Origin of the sequence: Microbacterium panaciterrae, assembly GCF_039541635.1 — a bacterium.
GTDB classification, from domain to species: domain Bacteria; phylum Actinomycetota; class Actinomycetes; order Actinomycetales; family Microbacteriaceae; genus Microbacterium; species Microbacterium panaciterrae.
This window is the reverse complement of sequence record NZ_BAABGP010000025.1, coordinates 1-4,810: the sequence shown is the minus strand read 5'-3', so window position 1 is coordinate 4,810 and position 4,810 is coordinate 1. Positions and strand designations below refer to the sequence as shown.

Annotated in this window: 5 protein-coding genes; 2 read left to right on the top strand and 3 right to left on the bottom strand. The window is 63.4% G+C overall.

The window, feature by feature from the left end:
* Positions 1–83: 83 nt before the first annotated feature.
* A complete protein-coding gene (locus ABD882_RS17830; protein ID WP_345188805.1) occupies positions 84–728 on the top strand; it encodes a PucR family transcriptional regulator in 645 nt (214 codons plus the stop codon).
* 104 nt (positions 729–832) lie between these two features.
* On the opposite strand, the gene ABD882_RS17825 is transcribed toward ABD882_RS17830, so the two are convergent.
* Both ABD882_RS17825 and ABD882_RS17820 read right to left on the bottom strand, forming a co-directional pair.
* Complete coding sequence (locus ABD882_RS17825) at positions 833–3,364, bottom strand: excinuclease ABC subunit UvrA (RefSeq protein WP_345188804.1); 2,532 nt, start codon at positions 3,362–3,364, stop codon at positions 833–835.
* A gap of 61 nt (positions 3,365–3,425) precedes the next feature.
* A complete protein-coding gene (locus tag ABD882_RS17820; protein WP_345188803.1) occupies positions 3,426–3,827 on the bottom strand; it encodes a nuclear transport factor 2 family protein in 402 nt (133 codons plus the stop codon).
* Positions 3,828–3,913: 86 nt separating this feature from the next.
* Here ABD882_RS17820 and ABD882_RS17815 point away from each other — a divergent pair, with 86 nt between their 5' ends.
* Positions 3,914–4,303 (top strand): winged helix-turn-helix transcriptional regulator, encoded by a 390-nt coding sequence (locus tag ABD882_RS17815; protein ID WP_345188801.1) that lies wholly within the window; start codon positions 3,914–3,916, stop codon positions 4,301–4,303.
* Positions 4,304–4,315: 12 nt separating this feature from the next.
* Here the strand turns inward: ABD882_RS17815 and ABD882_RS17810 are convergent, their stop codons facing one another.
* On the bottom strand, positions 4,316–4,735 hold the full coding sequence (locus ABD882_RS17810; RefSeq protein ID WP_345188807.1) for an MBL fold metallo-hydrolase: 420 nt from the start codon (positions 4,733–4,735) through the stop codon (positions 4,316–4,318).
* Positions 4,736–4,810 lie beyond the last annotated feature (75 nt).

Below are 4,810 nucleotides of genomic sequence, written 5' to 3'. Positions count from 1 at the left end.
CGCGCCGGCGCCGTCCTACACGCCTGCCTCACCTGGGCAACCCTAATAGGAGACACGCCCTAGCGGGCCGGCGGGATGGGGAGGTGGCGCTCGACCAGATCTGGAATGCCGAAACCGCCGGCTACCGGGTCATCGTGATTGCGGGTGACTTTGCGCGTCGTCTCGCGCTCGCCGTCGCGCTTGCCGGTTTGCCGCCCACCTCGACGACCGTCAACGGCCGAACGGTGCTTGTGGCGACGATCCGCGACATTCCCCTCGTGCGACGGATCCTCGCCGAGGTTGATGCACGCGCCGGGGTGTCGGCAGAGCATCGCGACCTCGCCGACATTGGTGGAGCGGTCGCAGAAGCCTCATCCGAGTTCTCCGCGGCCGTCGCGCAGGACGACCCGTGGCGCGAGTACGAGGGCGAGCACGTCTCCCTCTTGGCGCGGTCGCACACTGAGCTATTGAAGATCGTGCAGTCCGTGCTCGGACCGCTCGCCGGCGACGACCCACGACATATTCCTCTGCGCCAAACGCTCTTCGCCTTCCTTGACAACGACATGCGCTGGAACGTCACGGCCGCGACGCTCGGGCTTCATCGTCAGTCACTCGTCTATCGGCTGAGCCAGGTTGAAAAACTCACAGGTCGCAGCGTTCGGCGAACTCAGGACGTTGCGGAGCTGTGGCTCGCTCGCAAGGCATGGGAGCAGTCCCTAAGTCGGCGCGACTCGTCTTCGGGCCGATAGCAACTCGTTGGCGTGCGGTGGCGACCACGGTTTCCGTCATCGCTGCACCAACGCGATTCGCTATCGGCCCTTTGCGCGTCGAGATGAGAACGCTCCGCAGCCGGTCAGTTCCGGGGGCTATCGAGAACCGGAGCGAGATAGCGACCTGTCGCGGACCCCGGGCTACGAGAGATATCCTCCGGACGGCCCGTCGCGACGATCCGTCCGCCGGACGTGCCGCCTCCTGGCCCCATATCGACGACGTAGTCGGCGTTTGCGATCATCTCAAGGTCGTGCTCGATAACGATCACGGTCGCTCCAGTATCGAGGAGCTGGTCGAGGACGGAGAGGAGAACTCGAATGTCGGCCGGGTGCAGGCCGACGGAGGGTTCGTCGAGGATGAAAAGGGTCCCAGTGTGTTTGCGGGCGAGTTCAGCGGCGAGCTTCAAGCGTTGAGCCTCGCCCCCGGAGAGTGCGGGCGTGTCTTCGCCGAGCGTCAAGTAGCCCAGGCCGAGGCCGGCAAGCTTCTCGAGCTTTCTGCATACTCGTGGGTATCCGTCGAGGGCGACTATGGCTTTTGAGACTGTCGTCGCCAGGAGCTCGGGCAGACTTCGCGCTCCGTCCCTTGTCGGGATGCGGATCTCGTCTGCCGCGTGCGCGTAGCGGCTACCGCTGCAATCAGGGCAGGGGATGTCAACATCGGGGAGGAACTGAACATCGAGGACGACCTGACCGGTGCCTTCGCATCGTGGGCACCTTAGTGAACCGGTGTTATAGGAGAAGTCGCCTGCCGATAGTTGGCGAATCTGGGCTTCTGGCGTCTGTGCGAAAGCGCGACGCAAGTCGTCGAGCACACCGCTGTACGTGGCAACAGTTGAGCGCACGTTGGTGCCGATCGGAGTCGCGTCGACGACTTCGGCGCGGGATAGACCGGCCGTATCCACCCCAAGAACGTGCCGGGGGAGTGCGCGCCCTTCGCTGGCCGCCGAGATCGCGGGAGCAAGGCTTTCCAGAATCAGTGTTGTCTTGCCGGACCCGGACATGCCCGTGACCGCGGTTAGGCGCCCTTTCGGAATCGTCACATCGAGTCCCGACACAGTGTGCACCGGGGATGTGGTGAGCCGAATCATCCCGCTGGCGAAGAGTTGTTCGTGCGGGATCCTAGGTCGGATCTCGACAGGCGCCCGCCCGGCGAGGTGGTCGCCAATGAGAGATTCCGGATGAGCGCTGATCTGCGCAATCGTCCCCTGTGCGATGATGTTGCCGCCGTCGGCGCCGGAGCCGGGGCCGATCTCGATCATCCAGTCCGCTTCGCGGAGTACCTGCACGTCGTGGTCGACGATCACGACGGAGTTGCCATCGTGGAGTAGGTCACGCATGACCCCGATGAGGCCGTCGATGTTCGCTGGGTGCAGGCCGATGGAAGGTTCGTCGAGTACGTAGAGCACGCCTGTCGTCTCGTTCCGCACGGCGCGCGACAACTGAACTCGCTGTCGCTCTCCGGTCGAGAGGGTCGCGCTGGGGCGGTCGAGAGTAAGATAGCCGAGCCCAAGTTGGACCAAGCGCTTGCCCATCTCGGCGAATTGCCGTGTGATCAGCGCCGCCATGGGGCGCATGTCCGCGGGCACGAGGCTGGGTATCTGCGCGACCCAGGCCAGTGCATGATCGAGGTCTTTAGCGGTGGCTTCCGCGAGGTTAATGCCCTCAAGTTCAGTGCCCAAAGCCTTCTGTGAAAGGCGGGTGCCGTTGCATGCTGAGCACGGTTGTGGGGTGATGAAGCGGTTGACACGAACGAGTCCTGCCTCGCTCGTCGCGTTGTTCATAGCTTCGCGTACCGCCAGGCGGGCGCTGCGATAGGTGAAATTCAGATCAAAGAGTTTTCCGGACTTGGAAGGCACACGAATCTGACGCTTTTCGGCCGGACCGTCGAGGACGACCTGCTGCTCGCGCCGTGTCAGATCCCGGAAAGGAACATCGGTGCGGACGCTGAACTCTGCGACGACTTGGGGCATGACGCCGAGCCCGAACATGCGCCAGGGGGCGACGGCACCTTCGGCGATAGTTTTGGCCGGATCGGGGACAAGGGCGCCGTCATCGATGTCGCGCACCACGCCGGTGCCGGCACACACCGGGCACGCGCCATCCGAGTTAAACGCCAGGGACTCGGCGCCAGGGGGATAGAACTCAGCACCGCACTCCGGGCAGATGAGGTTCTTGTTGGCGGCGACGTCGATCGTCGGTTCGAGACGGTGTCCGTTCGGACACAGGTGCGATCCAAGACGGGAGAACATCACGCGCAGCACGTTCAAGAGCTCCGTCGAAGTGCCGAACGTGGAACGCACGCCTGGAACCGACGGCCGTTGCCGAAGCGCGAGTGCGGCCGGCACGTGCCGGACCGAGTCCACGGCGGGGCGGCTCGCGTGAGACATTCGTCGACGCGTATAGGTCGAAAGGGCTTCGACATATCGACGCGATCCTTCGGCGTAGAGCACGCCCATGGCCAATGAGGACTTGCCTGAACCTGAGACGCCCGCGACGGCGACGAGTTCACCCAAAGGGACGTCGACGTCAACGTTCTTAAGGTTGTGGACTCTGGCTCCACGTACCGCGATCGACATCGGTCCTTCGCTTGCCGCTGACGATTCGTCGACCTTCATTCTTCCTCCTAACGCGTCGGCAGGCGGGGCGCTTTCATGCGCCCCGCCCGTCCAAGTCATGTCAGCGGGCGCCCCAGAAGGCGTCCTCGGCGGCGCCATCCTCGGAGAACAAGTGGACTTCGATGATCTGGCCCTCTCGGACGGTCAGCAGGTCCACGCCGCTCATGTCCATCGAGACGTCGCTGCGACTGCCTGCGAAGCGAACCGGAACGGCGACGAGCTCGCCGTTCGTCATCGCAGGTCCTGTCACGGAAAGCCGAAATGTGCCCTCGCTCGCGGTCATCATCCCGCCCAGGAGTGCGCCGACACCGTCGATCCCGCGATGGTCGCCCGAGAACTGATGGGCGCCAGGCTGATGCCAAACGACGTCGGAGCTGAGCAACGCCATCGCGCCCGGAACGTCTCCGCCGCCTAGCGCGGCGAAGTATGCGGAAGCGACGGCGGCAGGGGTGTTTTCGGTCATGTCATCTGTCCTTCGTTCGTTATCGGATAAGTCATGATTACATTTGGTAACCTGTTACCTCAAGGTAACTAAGGGAAGGGCGGTTGATGGCGCCTCCTCAATGGAACGTGATGGTCAGGACATGTCCCTCCCGCACGTCTCTCGCGCGGATCGCGAACAAGTGGACAGCGATGATCGTGATCGCGCTCAGTGGAGGCCCGATGCGATTTGGAGAGGTGCGGCAGGCTGTCGACGGGATCAGCGGCAAAGTTCTTGCCGACACGCTCAGAGAGCTTGAGCGGGACGGCATCGTGTCCCGCACATCGTTCGCTCAGATGCCTCCTCGGGTTGACTACGCACTCACGGCACTGGGTGATTCTCTTCGAGAACCGCTCACCGCCCTGGGGCGTTGGGCGGAGTCCCACATTGAAGAAGTGGAAAGAGCCCGAGCTGACTACGATCGCTCGATTCTTCACCATGTCTCGCTGTCCGAGTAATGGCTACGCGGCTTAGCTGAAGGTCAATCGATCCGCGATCCCTGCGCGGCGGAACGCGGAGATCAGGTCAGTGCGGTCGCCCACGAAGTGGCGCCATCCTTCGATGTGCGCGGGAACAACCCGGCGCGCTCCCAAGAGCCTCGTCGCTGTCGCCGCCATGTCATTGTCGAGGGTCACGAGCGCGCCGTCGAGAACCGGCTTGTGACGCACGCCACCGATGAACAAGACAGCGATATCGATCGGCGCGTATCTGGCTGCGATCTCGTCAATCAGCGCCATTGATGCGTTATCCCCGCTGACGTATATCGATGGTTGATCGGACGCTTGGAGCAGGAATCCGATACAGTCGCCGGAGAGGTCCTCCGATCCTTCGGGGCCGTGCAGGGCGGGCATGGCAGTGATGGTAACCGGAGTACCGTCGGCCGAATTCACGGTGATTGATGGCTCTTCGCATTTGGGGGTGTAGGTCGGGGGCGTGCGGCGATTGCCGGATGGGGGTCGAGGTCT